The following is a 16,517-nucleotide window of genomic DNA, read 5'->3' as shown; positions in this document are numbered from 1 at the left end:
AGACCCTAGAAATGTTCAAAACCTTATAAATAGTTGATGTCATCAATGTTTGGGAAGTTTTTCACTATTGGATTACTCCTCGGAGCCCTGACTCCTACCAAGCACTTGGCGGCGCAAACTGTTCCTGTTGCCGCAATCAATTCCCTGCCCCCGTCGGCCCGGCGGGCTTACTACCAAACCGCCTTTGAGCAGAAGGCGGCCCAACTGTACATAAAGCTTGGCCTAAGTGCACAGGGCTTGCCCCTGACTGTGTTTCGGCAAGGCCTGGTGGGTTACTACAATCTCCGGCCCGCGGGTAGGAAAACCAAAACCCCGCCTGTGCTTACGCTCATCGATTTTAGCCGCCCCAGCAAGCAGAAACGGTTGTGGGTGATTAATGTGGAGGAAGGCAAGGTGCTGTTTCACACTTTGGTAGCCCATGGCAAAGCCAGCGGGGCCGATGTGCCCATGGCTTTCTCGAACAAAAATGGGTCAGAGATGAGCAGCCTGGGATTCTATCGCACCGCCACTACTACCTACACCGGCAAGCACGGCCTCTCGTTGCGGCTCATTGGCCTCGACCCAGGCTTTAATACCAATGCCGAAAGCCGGGCCGTAGTGGTGCACGGTGCCGAGTATGTGTGCCAGGATTTTGTGAACTCGCACGGCCGCCTGGGCCGAAGCCAAGGCTGCCCGGCCTTGCCAGTAGCCGAAACCACGGCCATTGTGAAGACAATTAAGGGCGGAAGCGTGATGTACCTGCACGGGCCGGAAGAAGCGCGTTTCAAGTCGCGCTGGCTGAACGTGGACACGGCAGTGACCGCCTTTGCCGGGATGCAATAGCCCACAGGTGGTATTGGGATAACCAGAAAGAAAAGGGCGCGTTAAAAGGCCGTTGGGTGAACCCCGACGGCTCTGGCCATCGGCGGCGCCTTTTCATTTCCACTATTCCCCATTCTGTTCATGCAACTTAATCTCCGCTTCATCATTGCCATTATCGTGGCGGCGGTGTCTCTCTTTGGCTATTACTTTAACACCTCAAAAAACGAGATTACTGGCGAAACGCAGCATGTGAGCATGAGCGCCGACCAGGAAATAGCCCTCGGGTTGCAGGCTGCTCCCTCCATGGCCGCGCAGTACGGTGGCGTCAGCACCAATGCCCAAGCCCGGGCCGCTGTGCAGCAGGTAGGGCAGAAACTTGTAGCCAGCACCAAAGCCGGCCAAACGCCCTACAAATTCCAGTTTCACCTGTTGGCCGACGACAAGACCATCAATGCCTTTGCATTGCCTGGCGGCCAGATATTTATTACTGAAGGCCTCCTAAAAAACCTCAAGACCGAGGCGCAGCTAGCAGGCGTGCTGGCGCATGAAATTGGGCACGTGGTGGGCCGCCACTCGGCGGCGCAGGTGGCCAAGTCCAACTTGACGCAGGGCCTGGCGGGTGCCGCCACCATCGCTTCCTACGACCCGAATAGCCCTGGCAGCTCCATTGCCAAGGCAGCCATTGCGGCTGCTATTGCCAAGGTGGTCAGCATGCGCTTTAGCCGCAACGATGAGCTGGAGGCCGACAAGCTTGCTGTGGACTTCACGCCCCAGGCCGGCTACGACCCCCGCGCCATGATAGAGGTAATGAATATTCTGGCACAGGCGGGCGGTCGCAGCTCCACGCCGGAGTTTATGAGTACCCACCCCGACCCTGGCAACCGCATTGCTTTGCTGGAGCAGGAAATTGCCGCCGACTTCCCGCAAGGCGTGCCCGCGGGGCTGAAGGAGTAATCTGAACCAGGGATTCCGGCGGAGTTTTCGGATGTCACGAGTTTTGTGAACGGCTTGACAAATTTTTAAATAGCAAAAGGCCACTCGATAGAGTGGCCTTTTTTCATGGTGAAGCTGGGGTGCAGTTCAGATGTGAACCGTTTGGGGAAGCCGTTAAATCTAAAAAAATCCGCCGGAAACCCTGGTTCAGAAATTAGGCGGGGTCAGGTTTTTGAAGTGTCCATTCAGGCGTACTCGTTCCTTAAGGCGTTCGGTTTCGAGGACCACAGGAAGGATGGTATCGAGGTGTTCGCGTACCATTTCCTGGCGTTCAAGCTCGCTGGTGGTGGCCAGCAGCTGATATTCCTGCTCGGTGCTGAAGCCAATGTGGTGGGCGACATCGAAAATGCAGTAGTCGGGGGCCAGCTCCAGCAGCAGCTTGCGCAGGCCGAGGGCTTCGTAGAGCTGCCGCACCTGCTTGGAGATGATTTCGCGCAGCACCGGGTCGGGTACTTCGTCCTGCACAACGTCTTCGACCTGGCCGCCGGCGTAGAGCTTGCCGGGTGCCTGGCGGTAGAATTTGTTGATGCGGAACACGCCCACGGCTTTGGTGCGGATGTCGAGCTCGCCGCTCGCATACGTTTGCTCTACGCTGAGCAGGCGCATCTCGGTGCCCAGCTCGCTAAGGGAGTCATCCAGATAGGGCGGGATGCCAAAGGTGATATTTTGCTCGATGCACTCGCGTACCAGCTGGCGGTAGCGGGGCTCAAAAATGTGCAGGTTGAGTTTTTCGCCCGGAAAAACCACCAGGTTGAGCGGAAACAGCGGTAACATGCGCGGCATGGCAGGCGAAACTGAAAAAGGTAGCTAAGGCCTCAACAAACAAGACCGTTAAATGGGTTTAGCTGAGCTTGCCGGAATGGATAGAAACGTGTGGCTAAACAGCAGCGGCCGCGGACGAAAGGTAGGAGTGAATAGCGAAACACCGCCCATCGCCCTACTTTTGCCCCAATGTCCGCTACCCCGCTACTTCCTGATGCTTCGGTTCTGCTCAAAAAAACCGTCCGGCTCCTGTTGCAGGTAGGCGCGGCGCTTTTTTTGGCGTCGGTGGCCTGGGTATTGATATACCGATGGGTGGCGCCGCCTGCTACCTGGCTGATGCTGGAGCGGCGGGCTCACGCGCCCATTGGCAAGGGCTATTACGGCATTCGGGAAGACTCCCGGCAAATCAGCTACCGGTTCCGGACCCTGGACGAGGTGGCACCAGCCGTGCCGCTGGCCTTGGTAGCCGCCGAAGACCAGCGGTTCCTCATCCATCGGGGGTTCGACTTTGACGCCATGGCCAAGGCGGCCAAGCGCAACTGGAACAGCGACGGCACCCACATTGTGGGCGGTAGCACCATATCGCAGCAAGTGGCCAAAAACGTGTTTTTGTGGCACGGGCGCAGCTACGTGCGCAAAGTGGCCGAAGCGTATTTCACTGTTCTAATCGAGTTTTTGTGGAACAAGCGGCGCATCATGGAAATGTACCTCAGCGTGGCCGAAATGGGCGACTGCACCTTCGGGGTGGAGGCGGCCAGCCAGCGATACTTCGGCAAGTCGGCCAGTCAGGTCACACCCGCCGAGGCAGCCCTGCTAGCTGGCGTGCTGCCCAACCCGCTGCGGTTTCGGGCTTCCAACCCCGGGCCGGTGGCGCGCGCCAAGCAGCAGCGCGTATTGCGCAACATGCGCCGCTTGGGGGGCACTTCCTACGTTAACACCCTGCTCAACCATTAATCATGACCAGACTCCAGCCTTTATTTGAAAAAATCTTGCTGAGTGGGCTTTCGCTGGGCTTAGCAGGCTGTGCTACTGCCTTTCAGTCGGCCCGGGCGGCGCAAGCTTCAGATGCGGCCGCTACAGCGGCTATTCGCCAAGTGCTCACTACCCAAACGGCTGCCTGGAACCGGGGCGACATTCCTGGCTTTATGGAAGGATACTGGAAGTCTGACTCGCTGGTTTTTCTGGGCCGTAAAGGACCGACTTATGGCTGGCAGCAAACCCTGGACAACTACAAAAAAAGCTATCCGGATGCGGCAGCCATGGGCCAGCTCGATTTCAGCGGTCTGCGCGTGACGGTGCTCAACCCCGATGCGGCGCAGGTAATTGGCCGGTGGCACCTGGCCCGGCCCGTAGCCGGCGATGTACAGGGCCATTTCCTGCTGGTAATGCGGCGCGTTGACGGGAAGTGGGTGGTAGCAGCCGACCATACCAATAGCCAATGAGCAACTCTATAGCTGCCTAGGCTTACTCGCTGGCTTTCTCAATAATGATGGTTTCGGCCGGCTTGTCCGGAATGGGCTCATTCACAATAAGCCCGATACTAGCGGCGTGGGCGGCGGCGGTAGCATAGTCGGGAACCAGTAGCATGGGCACCCCTTCGGTGTGCAGCTCCTGGGTGATGGGGCCTACCAGTAGCGCGCGCGCCGGCACTTGCACATCGCGGATGTATATGGCCAGGATGCGGCCGGGATGCTGCCGCACCACCTCCCGATAGATGCGGGCATCTTCCTGGCCGCTGTCGCCGAGGAGCACGAAAGGCAGGTTGGGATAAGTATTAAGCAGGTCGTTGATTTCGTGCAGCTTGTGCGCAAAGTGAACGGCCGCCGAGCCCACCACCCCGGGGGGAGGAGTGCTTTTGGGCCGGGCAATGCCTAAGTCGCGAAGCAAGAGGGGGCCAGGGGGCATCTCGTGGATGCCCATGAACTCATCGAGCATGTCGTAGAGGTTCCAGGGGCTGCTGCTCACGTAGAAAAACGGGTTGTCGGGCTGTTTGGTGCGGCCACGCTGCAGGCGGCGGTAAAAATCGGCCACGCCCACGTAGGGGAGGCGGGAGTGGGCATTGCTGAAAAGGGTGCGGGCGAGCATCTTCAGCACGTTGGTGGCGCTGGTTTCGAAAACGGTGTCGTCCAGGTCGCTGATAATGCCAAACTCGGCCGTGGGCGGCGGTACCATCACTAGAGCCGAGGCCTCTACCACCTGCGCCGGGGAGCGAAAATGCCGGGGCAGCCGCGAAACCTTCACCGGAACCGGATACCAGAGGTAGGCCACCGGCTCGGGCAGTGCCTGGGGCTCGATGATAAGGGTGAAATAACCTTCGTCGTCGGTCGTGACCAGGTGCTGGGTGCCATCGGGCAGTTCGGCCACGAGGTCGGCGCCGGCTACTTCGCGGCTATTGAAGCGCCGCACCATGCTTCGGAAATTGCGCCAGCGCGAATCAGCCGCGGTTTGAGCCGTGAGGCCGCGGTCGGCCAACAGGCGCCCTTTGATGTAGAAACGGGTGGCCGTGCCGTAGCTGCGGTACGCATCAAGCTGCAGTGGGCGCAGCAAGCCCGCACGCGCCGTCGAGCGCGTGAGGAGGTGGTCGGTCCATTCGGTGAAGGAGGAAAGGGCGTCAAGCAGCTTCATGCGGCAAACCTACGGCATGCATCCCGCAACCGCTCGGGTTGGCCACCAACGCCGTGCTTGCGTAGAATGGCCATGCCTGAAAATTTGGGCTGCTTTACTCCGCCTATGCCCACTGCCACCGCACCCCGCCCAAAAACCCGCAAAAAGGCTCTTCTGCCGCAAGAGGAGGCCCATATTGTGTATAAAGACCCCGCCCGCCAGGCCCAAATGGCGGGTTTGCGTTATGCCACCGACCAAGGCCCGGGCATTACCCGCAAGGCTACCCGCACCGGCAAATTTACCTTCCATGATGCCCAGGGGCAGAAAATAACGGATGCTGAAACGCTAGAGCGCATAAGCAGCTTTGTGATTCCGCCCGCTTGGACCGATGTATGGATTTCGGCCTCGCCCACGGCCCACCTGCAAGTAACGGGGCGCGACAGTCTGGGCCGCAAGCAGTACCGTTACCATCCGGCCTGGGACGAAATGCGCAGCCTGACCAAGTTCTCGCGCCTGCGCTCCTTTGGCGAAAAGCTCGCCGACCTGCGGGCGCAGCTCAATAAAGACCTGAGCCGCCCGGCGCTGGACCGCGAAAAAGTGGTAGCACTGGTGCTCACGCTCATGGACCAATCCTTCATTCGGGTTGGCAATAAGGAATACGCCAAGAAAAACAAAAGCTACGGCCTGACCACCCTGCGCGACAAGCATGTGGCCATCGAAGGGGCTGATGTCAATTTTAGCTTCCTGGGCAAAAAAGGAGTGCCGCACGACGTGACCCTGCACGATTCCCGCCTGGCTCGGCTGGTGCGCAAGTGCAAAGAGATACCGGGCCAGCACCTGTTTCAGTATTATTCAGCCGACGGGCAGCGCCATGCCTTGGAATCGGGCGACGTGAACGAGTACCTGCAGCGCCACACGGGCATGGCGCTCTCGGCGAAAGATTTCCGCACTTGGGGCGGCACGGTGAAGATGGTGAAATGCCTAGAGGCTGTGCTGGACGTGGAGCCCGATTTGGAGCCCGAAAAGGTGGTGAAAAAGGCCGTGAAAGAAGTGGCTACCGGCTTGGGAAATACCCCGACCGTGTGCTCGAAATACTACATTCATCCGCAGGTAGTGGAGCTGTTCAAATCGGGGCAACTGATTGAATACCTCCGTAAGCACGATGCCGAAGCTGCCCCCGGGGATTTGCTAACACCGGTGGAGCGGCTGGTGCTGAAAATGCTGGAAGAAGTTCAGTAGCAATCGCAACCAGCTAGTGCCGTGGAGAGACGCCAGGCGCATTTATTCCCCTCGGCTCCAGGCAGTTTCCTACTCGGTAGGCGGTTTGTCGAAGGCGTGCTTGGCGCGGGCGTTGCCTTGGCTGAAACGCACACCCCGGCCATAGTGGGAGCCCTGTAGCTCATCTGCATCTGGACCGCCATAGATGCGGAGCGCGGGCCGGCTCACGGTGCTGCGGCCGTGTTGTTCGATGGTGAATACGTCGTTGCCACCCAAGCCTTCGAGTTGGATTTGTTGGGTTTCAGTCGAGAAAAAGGTGCGGTGGAAAAAGGCGGTCTGCCTGGTAGCAGGCCCTTGCGCTGGGTACACTGCCACCACTGTAGAGTCGGGGTAGCGGTGCACGACGAACCGCTCAGGTTGGGCAGTGCCTGCCACCATGGGACGGCGGGCCAGGTGCTGGTAAAAGACGTCGGCAAAGCCCGGGAGATTGTCGCGACGGGTCTGCAAAGCGGCAATGATACCCGGCCCTTCCAGCGCGAAAGCCGGGGGCGGAATGCGATGCACGGCCGTGCTGATAAGGGCATCGGGCAAAAGCTGCTGCATGGCTAGCGCCTCGGCTCTATACTCGGAACGGCTAAGCTGATTGAGGCCTCGAGTGTCGAGGTAATGGCCGTTCGACATGAGGTGAGAGAGCCTGGGGTACTCGGCCCGAAACGTGGTCCAGTGAGGAATGGCCAAGTGCCCGACCAGCCAGCCCAGTACGCCATCGTCGATGCGATAAAAAACCATGTCCCGGTCTTTGGGTAGAGGAGAAATGCGGGCCCCGGACTCGGGCTGGGGGCGCACAGTCCAGTTCCATTGGCCGGGGTGTCGGTCCCAGTCGCCTAGCCATGCATCGAGCAGCCGGGCCCGGAGCAGCGCGCGCTGGTCTAGCTGCTGTTCAGGGCTGGCAACTACTGCGGCGAAGGCCGGTTTGCTGCCCACCACTTTCGATGCACCAATGCGGGAAGCTGATGGGGCAACCGCGAATCTTTCCTCTAGGTATGCCAGCTGGCCCCGAAAAAGGCGAAGCGAATCCGCCTGAAAAGCGGGGTCGTCGGGGCGTACGTAAAAAAGCCGCGGCGCGGCGCGGGGCACGCCCACGGCCTGGGCTAGTGGCTGCACCACCAGCGGGCCATAGGGCTGCGTGGCCGAAATATTATCGCGAAGGGTATTTACCAAAAATGTGCCGCGCAGCAGCTGCGGCGTGGCCCGAATGGGGTCTTTGTCCACTGTGCGCAGCACATAGGCGGAGCCATCTGGAGTGCTCAAACTAAGGCTGGTGCTGTTAAACCCGCCGCCCACCTTGCCCGGGTTCAGGCCCCCGGGCCGGACACTGGGCAGGCGCAGCACGGACACCGTGATGGGAACTGCCCACGAGCTCCGGTAGTGCCGGCCCACCAGCGCTTGGTAGAGGCGGCCGTGGCGGGCATAATGACGCCCGGCCGTGACGTCGCGCACACTGTCTGCAGCCGCGGGCAGGGGTTGGGTCAGCACTGCATCGGGCCGGGCATCGGGCTGGAAAAACTGCTTGCGCACGCAGCCCGACCCAATGCCCAGCCCAGCTAGTGCAGCTAAAAAAAGAAAATAGAACGGTGAACGCGACTGCATTAATTAATAGAAAGACGGCACTGACGGGACTACAACGGCAGGGAGCCAAAAAAGGCCGACTGTTGAGTTCTTTCCTTTTAGCGGCCCTTGGTTCCGACGGTCTGGTCGTAGCCCAACCGGTTCTTGCGGGGCTCCTGCGGGCGCGGGCCGTTGGCCGTGGCCATGTCTGAGGCCTCGTCGTAAGTTTTGAGGCTGCTGCTGCTGCCGGTTAAGCGCAGCTGGTCCTGGCCCGCGCCCCCGTAGAGCTGCAGCGGCATGAATTTGCCCGAGCCAGTTGTTTCTACCTCAAAAACATCGTTGCCGCCCAGGGCTTCCAGGGTCAGCCCGCGGGTTTCGGCAGCATAGTAGGTGCGCCGAAACAACAGCGAATCGGTGCGCGTGAGCTGCTGTAGGGCCCGCGAAAAAATCTGCACTGTGGTGGAGTCGGCGTAGCGGTGCACCACAAAGCGCTCGGGCTCCTCGGTGCCGCCCAGCACGGGCTCGCGTGCCAGTGTCAGGTAGAACTTGTCGGCGGCCTGGGGCAGTGTTTCGCGGCGCACCTTGAGGATGCTGCCAGTAGCGGGGCCCTCCAACGCATATACGGCAGGTGGCATGCGGCGCATGGCCCGCTCAATGACCGAGTCGGGGAGTCGACGTTGCAAGTCCAGGGCCATGCGGCGGAAATCGGTGCGGGTCATTTGCGCCAGGCCACGCTGGTCGATAAAGCGGCCTTGCTTCACCAGGCCCGCTACGTTGCCATAGTGGGGCTTGAAAGTCTGGAAGCGGGGCATGACGAACGGGAGGCTGACGAGCCAAGGCACCAAGCCGTCGTTGAAGCGGAAATAGACCTGGTCCCGGTCTTTGGGAATGGCGCGGTAGCGCACGCGTCCGTCGGGGGCCTTAAACTCGGCCCAATCCCACTGGCCCTCGTGGCGGTCCCAGTCGCCGAGCCACACGTCCAGGAGGCGGGCCCGCAAGAAGGAACGCTCATCTATGGTGTGGGAGGCTTGGGCGTAAACCCTTTTCAGCATGCCCTCGCCGCCCACAAAGTTGGTAACCCCAGACAAGTCGGGAGTCTGCGAAGCCAGGGCCTCATACTTCTCTTCAATCATGGCCATCTTGCCTTGAAACCGCTCTGACATGGTGCCAAGGTTCGTTTCATCGGTGCGCACATACACCAAGCGGGGCCGCGTATGGGGCACCCCCGCCGCCTGGGCCAGGGGCGGCACCGTGAGGGCGCCGTAAGGGTTGGCAGCTGAGGTAGCATCGCGCACGGCATTCAGCAAAAAGCTACCCTGCAAAAATTTAGGGAGGACTTTCTTGGGGTCTTTGTCGAGGGCACGCAGGGCGTATTCGCGTTCCTTTGGCCCTTCCAGCGTCATGCTAATGCTTTGAAAGCCTCCGCCGGGCTTGCCGGCTTTCAGGCCGCCAGGGGCGGCGGTGCGTAGGTCCAACACCGGCACTTTGACGGGGGCCGCCCACACGGCGCGGTAGTGCCGGCCCCAGAAAACGTCGTGCAGCTTAGAGTGGCGGTTGTATTGCCGGCCGGCCACGGCCAGAACGCTGTCGGCGCCTGGTGGAAGGGCCTGGGCGCTGCCGGGGCCAATGCGGGCATCGGGCTGGAAGAAATTACGGCGGGCACAGCCACTCATAGCCAGCCCCAGGCTTAATATCAACAGAGGAAAACGCGCAGAGGGCAGGAAAGTAAATGAATAAGGCATCCAGGGAAAGGCAGGAGGGCAAGAATAAGCCTTTAACGCAAACCCGCCGCAAAGGTCGGGTCGAACCAGGGCGAGGATTTACAACCGTTGCCCCGCCGTTTGCAGTATACGCACCGCACTGTCCGAGTTCGTGGCCTGCCGTGGGGCGTTGTGGCCCTGAAGACTTTTCGTTTATGCCTCGCTTAGCTGCTTTCTCCCCGTACCTCTTTCGTTGCCTGTATTGTGGCCTGGCTACAGTGCCAGCCAGCTGTACGGGTCAGTCAGCCTCTTCGCCAGTGCCCACCCAGTGGGCGTCCGATTCAGCCTCCGTGGTGCGGCCGGCTGGCCCGGAATATGACCGCAGTGCGGCGTGGGAGTTTTTCTGGGGCAAGCACTACCGCGACATTTGGGCCACGCCAATTACCGCGCCCGTGCTTCGATTGGCCACGGCGGTGCCCGGGGGGCTGCACCCATTGCAGGCCGGCGGCAGCTACCAAACACGCACCTTGCGCCTGCGGGCCGCCAGCGGCAAAGAGTTTGTGCTGCGCTCCGTAGATAAAGACGCTAGTGTGGCCCTGCCGCCCGGGTGGAAACGCAGGTTGCTGGGCGACCTGATGAAAGACCAAACCAGCGTAGCCCAGCCGTACGGCGCTTATGTGGCCGCGCAGCTAGCCGAAGCGGCGGGGGTGTACCACACCAATCCCCGGCTGGTATTTGTGGGCGATGACCCGGGCTTGGGTAAGTTCCGCGCAGCATATGCCAACGACCTGTACTTGCTGGAAGAGCGGCCCGATGGCAACCAAACCGACATCGCCAGCTTTGGCCACTCGCCGCAGGTGGTGAACACGGGCCGTATGCTGGCCGACATTCACCAGCGGCCCAGCGCCCGGGTGGAAGCCCGTTCCTACCTGCGCGCCCGGCTACTGGACATGTGGCTGGGCGACTGGAGCCGGCGCGAAGACCAGTGGCGCTGGGCTAGTTTCGGGCAGTCGGGCCAAGTACGCTACCGCCCCATTCCCCGCGACCGCGACCAAGCCTTTTTCCTGTTCAACGACGGCGTGATTACCCGCGTTGTATCGTGGTTTGTGCCCAAATACCAGAGCTTTCACGCGTCCTTAAGTGCCCGGGCTATCAACGGCCTCACCCTTACTGCCCGTGAACTCGACCGCACGCTGCTGGGCTCCCTCCAAGCCGAAGACTTTCGCGAGGTTGCCGACGCGCTGCGCCTGCAACTCACCGACGCGGCTATTGCGCAGGCCCTGACAGCCGGCCCGCCCGAAACCAGGGCCACCATTGCCCAGCGGTTGGCGCCGTTGCTGCGTAGCCGTCGCGACCAGCTGCCCCAGGTGGCCTGGTGGTATTACGAGCTTCTGGCCAAGAAAGCCCTGCTGGTGGGCACCGATAAAGCCGAGCGGTTTGTGCTCAGCGAAGTAGGACCGGGCCTACTGCGGGTAAAAATATTTGCACAAAGGGTTAATCAAGCCGATAGCCTGGTAATGGAGCGCACCTACAACCGCCGGCATACCTCCAGCCTGGCTATTTATGGCTTGGCCGGCAACGATGTATTTGAGTTGCGAGGCTCCTTGAACAACCGTATTAAGGTACACTTCTACGGAGGCGCGGGCCAAAACCAGCTGGTGCCGCCCGCTGCGAACGCGGCCCTCACTGGCATTACCTGGCACAGTAACACGGCCGATGCACTTAGCCAAAAGCGGCGGGGTATCACCGTCAGGCCCAATCCTGATGCGGCTGCCACCGCCAACGCTCGGAGCTGGATGACACGCTACCGGCTTTAGGTGGAAGGGGGCAACAATAGCCCCGCCAACGGGTCCTCGCCGTCGAGTGTGCCGCTGCTGCCCACCACCTGAAACCGGGCAAACAGCTCCTCGCCGTACCATTTTTCGCTGCGCGTGAGCTTGATTACCTCCCGGTGGCGCACGTCGTGGTAGGCGTAGGTCTGCATAGCCTGCGCCGATTCCCACACGCTGAAAGTAGCCTGCCGCACCAAGGGCAGCTCGCCCAGGCCAATGGCAGCGCGCACGCCCACTGCTTCGGCTAGGGCCGCACTGGTGGGCTCCACAAATTGCCAGAACCGGGGCGTTTTCCGCAGGCGAATGCTTGCGCGGGTGAGCACGGCCACGGGACCATTGTCGACTGGCATTTGGGTCGGGGAGTAGTCAAATGGCGTTTTTCCATCCCACAGGCCATGGGCTTTTAACGGAGCTAGCTGCACCGACCACATTTCGGCGCTGCGCCGCTGGTAGATGGCCCAGAGCGGGTGCAGGTCAAAGAATGCCGTGGCCGCCTCGGCATCTTCCCACACGCCCATGAAGCCGTAGCGCTCCAGATTGGGCCAGACCCCGAAACCGTTGTTGGCGCCGCTGCCCATCAACTTAAAAAAACGGAGACCCGGCACGCGCTGCAGGGTGGGGGGCGAAGTGCCCATTTGAGCCAAGCCCCAGCGCCTGTTGCCAGGCTTTAGCGTGAAGACAATAAGGGAGGTGTGGGGCATACCAGAACATATGCCAGCGCCATGATGCGGCCAGCGGGTTTCAATCAACAAAAAAAGGCCGGAATTGCTTCCGGCCTTTTTTATTCTAACAACTATTGGTGCGAATTACTTCGGAATAACCACCGATTGGCGGTCGGCGCTCGGTTGGTCGCGCTCGCCAGTTATCACGGCCTTCAGGTAAGTGTAGGCGCGCAGCAAGGTAGCATTCGGCGAATCCCAGTACTCACCCTTGGTGATGGTAACTTTCAGCAGGGCAATGTTCGGGTCGTCGGAACCGTCAGGAAACCAGCCGCGGATGGCCTCGCTCCACAGTTCTTTAATTTTTGCGCGGTCAGTCACGACTTGTGCCGTGCCGGTGATGGCCACGTATAGATTATCTTCCGGCTTAGCATAGCCCAGGTTGATATGACGGTCGTGCTGTACTTCGTCTACTTTCTGCGAGTCCATCTCTGTAAAAAACCAGAGCGTTCCGTCGGGTTCGGGCAGGGTAGTGTACATGGGGCGCGAGTGCAGCTCGTGGCCGTTCTCGATGGTGGTCATCATGGCAATTTTGATGTCCTTAATTTTGTCGACGAGCTTCGATACGTCGTGGCTTACGGCAACTTGGTCGGCCATGGGAATAGGGTGTTAAGGGAAATGAGGAAATGGATAGCATTGGGTTTACGGCCCCCGCGAGTACTTGTTTCTTACTGTTGTGATTTCCGGCGGCCCTGCCTACTATCGTATCCATGAATTTTCTTGCTCACCTGTTCCTTTCCGGCCCCCCCAATTCTCCTGCCTACGCCGAAGTGCTGTTGGGTAATTTTATTGCTGATTCGGTGCCGGGCAAGCAGCTTGAAAACTACCCTCTGGCTGTGCAAACCGGCATTCGGCTGCACCGCGCCATCGATACCTTCACCGACCAGCACCCCGTGGTGCGCCGCGCCACCCAGCGCCTGCGCGCCGCAGGCTACGGCAAATACGCCGGGGTGATATCCGACATGTTTCTCGACCATTTTCTGGCTCGGCATTTTCCAGAATTCACGTCCGAACGCCTGGCCGATTTTGCCCAGCGCATCTACGCCCTGCTCAACGCCCGCCACGTCGACATGCCGCCCCGCGTGCAGCACTTTCTGCCCCACATGGCCCAGCACAACTGGCTGCTGAGCTACGCTGACCTCGAAAGCATCACCCGCGCCCTCAATGGCTTGAGCCGGCGGGCCTCCCCGGGCTCCGGCATGGAAACCGCCGTGGCAGAACTCCGGCTGAACTACGCGGCTTACGAAGCAGATTTTCGGGAGTTTTTCCCGCAGCTGCAGGCGCACGTAGCGGGCTTACTAGGGGTGATTTGACTGAAGACTTAATAAGAGTGGTTTGAAAAAAGAAAGAACGTCATGCTGAGCGGAGCCGAAGCATCTCTACCGCGTAACTAAACCTTAACGATTGGTTTACTACTACGATAGAGATGCTTCGGCTCCGCTCAGCATGACGTTCTCACGGCGTGGTCTTACTACAGGATTTGCCCTGAAGACCCGCAAAACCTAGTGCTGGTGGCCGCCTTCGCCGTGCACGTGGCCGTGGGCCAACTCTTCGGCAGAGGCGTCGCGCACGTCCTGCACTTTGCCGGCAAAATGCATCACCATGCCAGCCAGCGGGTGGTTGAAATCCATTTTTACAACCGATTCGCCGATGCTGACCACCTTGGCCTGCATGTGGTTGCCTTCGTTGTCGGCCATGGGCAGGAAATTGCCTTCCTGCAGCATTTCATCGTCCAACTTGCCGTCGATGAGAAAAACTTCCTTGGGAATTTCCACTAGGGCTTGCTCATCGTAGTCGCCGTAGGCCTGGTCGGGGGTGAGACTGAACTGGAAGTTGTCGCCGACATTTTTGCCGTTGAGCTGTGCTTCAAATTCCTCGGGCAGGCCGCTGTGGCCAAAGAGAAACACCATGGGCGCGTCGGCTTCGGCCGATTCAACCAGCACTTTTTCCTGGTTTTCGTCGGTCACGCTGAGGTCGTAGGTGATGGTGACAACTTTGTTCTCGCTGATTGCAGCCATATGGAAGGGGCAGCCGGCGGGGCCGGCTGATGGGTTGGGTGAAGAAGTAAATTTCAGGCAAGATAAGTACGCAAAAAGTAGAGCCGGGGCCAAATAGCGTTCCGATTTCTTGCGCTTCAATATGCTCAGAAGTGTTGCATAAACGCATTTCCCTCTTTTTTGGAAAGGGGCCAGAGGATGAGGTTTCGCCGACGAGCAGCTTCTTAATCCTGCATTTCCCAGGCTGTGCGATACCCACCAATGCGCTCTACATAAGCCAGCAGGTCCTTAAAAAACGGATTGGAGCTCAACGTCGAAGAGTCGCCCACGAGCAATAGCTTGCGCCGGGCCCGGGTCATGCCCACGTTCATGCGGCGGATGTCGGAGAGGAAGCCGATTTCGCCGTGGTTGTTGCTGCGGGTGAGGGAAATGGCGATGATGTCGCGCTCCTGGCCTTGAAACGAATCCACGGTGCCCACGCTCAACATGCGGTGGGCCATAAGGCCGTTGAGCTCGTCGTTTTCCTCGATGGCGTCCTTCAAATAGTTGATTTGAGCACGGTAGGGGGCAATTACGCCGATGGTGAGCAAGTCTTCTTCGTGGTCGGCCTGGTCGTAGGGCTCGAGGAGCTGAGCGAGGCGCTTAATGAGCAGGTCGCCTTCCTCGGGGTTGGCGGTGGAGCGGCTTTCGGGAATAGTGATTTCCTGGAAGCCAAAGCCGGCCGTGTCGAGAAATTCCACGGGAAGGTCGGGGGCAAAGCGTAGGTCATAATCGGCCAGGTCGGCGTGGCGCACGGTGTGGTGCGCTTCCAGCTTGCCTTCGTAAAACTGCTCCGAGCTGAACTCCATAATCTGCTCGTGCATGCGGTACTGCACCGTGAGCATGCGGGCCGTGGCCGGCTGCCGCTTGATGCACTTCTCAAACAGCGTTTCGCGCAGGCCGTCGCGGGCCGCTTTTTCGCTCTTCACGGTGGGCGGCAGCTGGTGGTGGTCGCCGGCCAGCACTACGCGCTTGGCTTTGGAAATCGGAATCCAGCAGCCCGGCTCCAGGGCCTGGGCAGCCTCGTCGATGAACACCGTTTCGTAGGTCAGGTGGCGAATATTGCGGTTCGAAGCCCCCACCAGCGTGCAGGTAATAACCTGCACCTGCTCCAGCAGGTCCTCCGTAATGTAGCGCTCTAAGTCGTCGGCCTGCTGAAACAGCATGCGGGCTTCCTCCTTTAGCATCTTGCGTTGCTGTTGCTCTTCGTAGCCGAAATTGCGGACGTACTTGCTGGCCGTTTCGCGGTATTGGTCGGCCGTCTGGCGCATCGAGCGCATCTCGTTGTAGTTCTTGTGGGCCATCACCTGCGCATCGAGGGTGTGCTCCAAAAGCAGGTCGGATACCCGGCTGGGGTTGCCCATGCGAATGACATTGACGCCACGCTCGGCCAGCTTTTCGGTCAGCAAATCCACCGCTGTGTTGCTGGGGGCGCACACCAGCACGCGCCGCTCGCGCCGGATGGTTTCCATAATGGCCTGCACCAGCGTAGTGGTTTTGCCGGTGCCGGGCGGGCCGTGGATAATGGCCACGTCCTGCGCGGCCATCACGTGGCGCACGGCGGCCAGCTGTGACTCGTTCAGCGGACTAGGGTAAAACAGGTCATCTGGCTTTTCCTCACGGAACCGGGCTTCCTTGGCGCCCAGCACGATGTCGCGTAGCTCGGCCAGACGGTCGCCGTAGGCGCCCATCACCTTGCCAAGGGCATAGTCCATCTCGCGGTAGCTCACCTCGTCGAAGGTCAAGTCGATGCCCAGCTTGCCGCCGTCGAGCACCCAATCGGGCAGGTCTTCTTTGGTAGTGGCGAGCAGCAGCTTGTTGCGCCGCACGCTGGTGATAACCCCGCTCAGCGTGGGCCGGTCGGTGGCCGAACGGCCAGGAATGTTGCCGAAAAGCGAAGCGTTTTTGCCTACCTGAAACAGGTGCAGGCCCTGCTGGCCGGCCGGGCGCTCGAGCTCGAGCACCACCTTGCCGCCAAAACCGATGTCTTCCTTGGTGATGGTAACGGGGTACCAGGTCAGGCCGCGTTGCTGACGCTCGGCAATGCTGGCCTTGGCATTTTTAATCTTGAATTGCTCCAGGTCTTCCTTTTGCTCCAGCTGCATGAGGGCCTGGGTGTGGCGCAGCTCTTTTTCGAGGGCGTAAGGGTCGGTGGGGATGAATACTTCTGACAAAAGAATGCGGATTGATTTCGTTGACGTGGTAACAACGAAAACGGGAAATGAGTGGCCGAAGGTGGCAGAA

15 protein-coding genes are annotated in these 16,517 nt (G+C 60.0%); 7 read left to right on the top strand and 8 right to left on the bottom strand.

All coding sequences use genetic code 11. From position 1 onward, the window contains the following. Positions 1-36 precede the first annotated feature (36 nt). A complete protein-coding gene (locus tag ACP7AJ_RS06040) occupies positions 37-822 on the top strand; it encodes a murein L,D-transpeptidase catalytic domain family protein (RefSeq protein ID WP_426059294.1) in 786 nt (261 codons plus the stop codon). 120 nt (positions 823-942) lie between these two features. Next, complete coding sequence (locus ACP7AJ_RS06035) at positions 943-1,755, top strand: M48 family metalloprotease (RefSeq protein ID WP_426059293.1); 813 nt, start codon at positions 943-945, stop codon at positions 1,753-1,755. 186 nt (positions 1,756-1,941) lie between these two features. Here ACP7AJ_RS06035 and ACP7AJ_RS06030 read toward each other — a convergent pair whose 3' ends face one another. Continuing rightward, complete coding sequence (locus tag ACP7AJ_RS06030; RefSeq protein ID WP_426059292.1) at positions 1,942-2,577, bottom strand: LON peptidase substrate-binding domain-containing protein; 636 nt, start codon at positions 2,575-2,577, stop codon at positions 1,942-1,944. 168 nt (positions 2,578-2,745) lie between these two features. Here ACP7AJ_RS06030 and mtgA point away from each other — a divergent pair, with 168 nt between their 5' ends. Both mtgA and ACP7AJ_RS06020 read left to right on the top strand, forming a co-directional pair. Next, the gene (gene mtgA, locus ACP7AJ_RS06025; RefSeq protein WP_426059291.1) at positions 2,746-3,510 is read left to right on the top strand and encodes a monofunctional biosynthetic peptidoglycan transglycosylase; all 765 of its coding nucleotides are present in this window, start codon (positions 2,746-2,748) and stop codon (positions 3,508-3,510) included. A gap of 2 nt (positions 3,511-3,512) precedes the next feature. Further along, on the top strand, positions 3,513-3,998 hold the full coding sequence (locus tag ACP7AJ_RS06020) for a YybH family protein (RefSeq protein ID WP_426059290.1): 486 nt from the start codon (positions 3,513-3,515) through the stop codon (positions 3,996-3,998). 22 nt (positions 3,999-4,020) lie between these two features. Here ACP7AJ_RS06020 and ACP7AJ_RS06015 read toward each other — a convergent pair whose 3' ends face one another. Further along, on the bottom strand, positions 4,021-5,181 hold the full coding sequence (locus ACP7AJ_RS06015; RefSeq protein WP_426059289.1) for an App1 family protein: 1,161 nt from the start codon (positions 5,179-5,181) through the stop codon (positions 4,021-4,023). A gap of 105 nt (positions 5,182-5,286) precedes the next feature. On the opposite strand from ACP7AJ_RS06015, the gene ACP7AJ_RS06010 reads away from it, so the two are divergent. Beyond that, the gene (locus ACP7AJ_RS06010) at positions 5,287-6,399 is read left to right on the top strand and encodes a DNA topoisomerase IB (RefSeq protein ID WP_426059288.1); all 1,113 of its coding nucleotides are present in this window, start codon (positions 5,287-5,289) and stop codon (positions 6,397-6,399) included. Positions 6,400-6,468: 69 nt separating this feature from the next. Here the strand turns inward: ACP7AJ_RS06010 and ACP7AJ_RS06005 are convergent, their stop codons facing one another. Continuing rightward, the gene (locus tag ACP7AJ_RS06005; RefSeq protein WP_426059287.1) at positions 6,469-8,028 is read right to left on the bottom strand and encodes a hypothetical protein; all 1,560 of its coding nucleotides are present in this window, start codon (positions 8,026-8,028) and stop codon (positions 6,469-6,471) included. Positions 8,029-8,105: 77 nt separating this feature from the next. Then, a complete protein-coding gene (locus ACP7AJ_RS06000; protein ID WP_426059286.1) occupies positions 8,106-9,659 on the bottom strand; it encodes a hypothetical protein in 1,554 nt (517 codons plus the stop codon). 344 nt (positions 9,660-10,003) lie between these two features. Between ACP7AJ_RS06000 and ACP7AJ_RS05995 the strand changes: the two genes are divergently transcribed. Beyond that, positions 10,004-11,503 (top strand): hypothetical protein, encoded by a 1,500-nt coding sequence (locus ACP7AJ_RS05995; protein ID WP_426059285.1) that lies wholly within the window; start codon positions 10,004-10,006, stop codon positions 11,501-11,503. On the opposite strand, the gene ACP7AJ_RS05990 is transcribed toward ACP7AJ_RS05995, so the two are convergent. Together ACP7AJ_RS05990 and ACP7AJ_RS05985 are read right to left on the bottom strand one after the other, a co-directional pair. Beyond that, on the bottom strand, positions 11,500-12,219 hold the full coding sequence (locus ACP7AJ_RS05990) for a spheroidene monooxygenase (RefSeq protein WP_426059284.1): 720 nt from the start codon (positions 12,217-12,219) through the stop codon (positions 11,500-11,502). The two genes, ACP7AJ_RS05995 and ACP7AJ_RS05990, sit on opposite strands and share 4 nt — an antisense overlap. 105 nt (positions 12,220-12,324) lie before the next feature. Next, positions 12,325-12,834 carry a pyridoxamine 5'-phosphate oxidase family protein gene (locus ACP7AJ_RS05985; RefSeq protein WP_426059283.1) on the bottom strand — a complete coding sequence of 170 codons (510 nt, stop codon included), beginning with the start codon at positions 12,832-12,834 and terminating at the stop codon, positions 12,325-12,327. A gap of 113 nt (positions 12,835-12,947) precedes the next feature. On the opposite strand from ACP7AJ_RS05985, the gene ACP7AJ_RS05980 reads away from it, so the two are divergent. After that, complete coding sequence (locus tag ACP7AJ_RS05980) at positions 12,948-13,550, top strand: ACP phosphodiesterase (RefSeq protein WP_426059282.1); 603 nt, start codon at positions 12,948-12,950, stop codon at positions 13,548-13,550. A 189-nt stretch (positions 13,551-13,739) separates the two neighbouring features. On the opposite strand, the gene ACP7AJ_RS05975 is transcribed toward ACP7AJ_RS05980, so the two are convergent. After that, complete coding sequence (locus tag ACP7AJ_RS05975) at positions 13,740-14,255, bottom strand: FKBP-type peptidyl-prolyl cis-trans isomerase (protein WP_426059281.1); 516 nt, start codon at positions 14,253-14,255, stop codon at positions 13,740-13,742. A 203-nt stretch (positions 14,256-14,458) separates the two neighbouring features. Then, entirely contained in the window at positions 14,459-16,447 is a 1,989-nt protein-coding gene (locus ACP7AJ_RS05970; RefSeq protein WP_426059280.1) for an AAA domain-containing protein, read from the bottom strand. Between the last annotated feature and the right edge of the window lie 70 nt (positions 16,448-16,517).

Source organism: Hymenobacter sp. B1770 (assembly GCF_049896385.1).
GTDB lineage: Bacteria > Bacteroidota > Bacteroidia > Cytophagales > Hymenobacteraceae > Hymenobacter.
This window is presented reverse-complemented; position numbering and strand designations above follow the sequence as displayed.

Coding starts and splice junctions, on each gene's coding strand:
- ACP7AJ_RS06040 (WP_426059294.1), top strand. CDS start 37: ATGTCATCAATGTTTGGGAAGTTTTTCACTATTGGATTACTCCTCGGA.
- ACP7AJ_RS06035 (WP_426059293.1), top strand. CDS start 943: ATGCAACTTAATCTCCGCTTCATCATTGCCATTATCGTGGCGGCGGTG.
- ACP7AJ_RS06030 (WP_426059292.1), bottom strand. CDS start 2,577: ATGCCGCGCATGTTACCGCTGTTTCCGCTCAACCTGGTGGTTTTTCCG.
- mtgA (WP_426059291.1), top strand. CDS start 2,746: ATGTCCGCTACCCCGCTACTTCCTGATGCTTCGGTTCTGCTCAAAAAA.
- ACP7AJ_RS06020 (WP_426059290.1), top strand. CDS start 3,513: ATGACCAGACTCCAGCCTTTATTTGAAAAAATCTTGCTGAGTGGGCTT.
- ACP7AJ_RS06015 (WP_426059289.1), bottom strand. CDS start 5,181: ATGAAGCTGCTTGACGCCCTTTCCTCCTTCACCGAATGGACCGACCAC.
- ACP7AJ_RS06010 (WP_426059288.1), top strand. CDS start 5,287: ATGCCCACTGCCACCGCACCCCGCCCAAAAACCCGCAAAAAGGCTCTT.
- ACP7AJ_RS06005 (WP_426059287.1), bottom strand. CDS start 8,028: ATGCAGTCGCGTTCACCGTTCTATTTTCTTTTTTTAGCTGCACTAGCT.
- ACP7AJ_RS06000 (WP_426059286.1), bottom strand. CDS start 9,659: ATGAGTGGCTGTGCCCGCCGTAATTTCTTCCAGCCCGATGCCCGCATT.
- ACP7AJ_RS05990 (WP_426059284.1), bottom strand. CDS start 12,219: ATGCCCCACACCTCCCTTATTGTCTTCACGCTAAAGCCTGGCAACAGG.
- ACP7AJ_RS05985 (WP_426059283.1), bottom strand. CDS start 12,834: ATGGCCGACCAAGTTGCCGTAAGCCACGACGTATCGAAGCTCGTCGAC.
- ACP7AJ_RS05980 (WP_426059282.1), top strand. CDS start 12,948: ATGAATTTTCTTGCTCACCTGTTCCTTTCCGGCCCCCCCAATTCTCCT.
- ACP7AJ_RS05975 (WP_426059281.1), bottom strand. CDS start 14,255: ATGGCTGCAATCAGCGAGAACAAAGTTGTCACCATCACCTACGACCTC.